Annotated in this window: 1 protein-coding gene; it reads left to right on the top strand. The window is 36.6% G+C overall.

Going from position 1 to position 887, the window contains the following annotated elements; all coding sequences use genetic code 11:
* Positions 1–17: 17 nt before the first annotated feature.
* Positions 18–860, top strand: a complete 843-nt coding sequence (locus ACWQ4X_RS19700) for a carbapenem-hydrolyzing class D beta-lactamase OXA-58 (RefSeq protein WP_002002480.1) — start codon at positions 18–20, stop codon at positions 858–860.
* Positions 861–887: the final 27 nt, after the last annotated feature.

Consider the following 887-nt stretch of genomic DNA (forward strand, 5'->3'; position numbering starts at 1 on the left):
TTTTAAAGTTGTATATCATGAAATTATTAAAAATATTGAGTTTAGTTTGCTTAAGCATAAGTATTGGGGCTTGTGCTGAGCATAGTATGAGTCGAGCAAAAACAAGTACAATTCCACAAGTGAATAACTCAATCATCGATCAGAATGTTCAAGCGCTTTTTAATGAAATCTCAGCTGATGCTGTGTTTGTCACATATGATGGTCAAAATATTAAAAAATATGGCACGCATTTAGACCGAGCAAAAACAGCTTATATTCCTGCATCTACATTTAAAATTGCCAATGCACTAATTGGTTTAGAAAATCATAAAGCAACATCTACAGAAATATTTAAGTGGGATGGAAAGCCACGTTTTTTTAAAGCATGGGACAAAGATTTTACTTTGGGCGAAGCCATGCAAGCATCTACAGTGCCTGTATATCAAGAATTGGCACGTCGTATTGGTCCAAGCTTAATGCAAAGTGAATTGCAACGTATTGGTTATGGCAATATGCAAATAGGCACGGAAGTTGATCAATTTTGGTTGAAAGGGCCTTTGACAATTACACCTATACAAGAAGTAAAGTTTGTGTATGATTTAGCCCAAGGGCAATTGCCTTTTAAACCTGAAGTTCAGCAACAAGTGAAAGAGATGTTGTATGTAGAGCGCAGAGGGGAGAATCGTCTATATGCTAAAAGTGGCTGGGGAATGGCTGTAGACCCGCAAGTGGGTTGGTATGTGGGTTTTGTTGAAAAGGCAGATGGGCAAGTGGTGGCATTTGCTTTAAATATGCAAATGAAAGCTGGTGATGATATTGCTCTACGTAAACAATTGTCTTTAGATGTGCTAGATAAGTTGGGTGTTTTTCATTATTTATAAGAATTAGAAGTTTGAGGTTAATCTATT

The sequence above is a fragment of the Acinetobacter sp. NigerLNRRAM0016 genome, from assembly GCF_054112845.1.

What these genes read in the sequence shown, in the direction of transcription:
- ACWQ4X_RS19700 (WP_002002480.1), top strand. Translation starts at nt 18, where the DNA reads ATGAAATTATTAAAAATATTGAGTTTAGTTTGCTTAAGCATAAGTATT.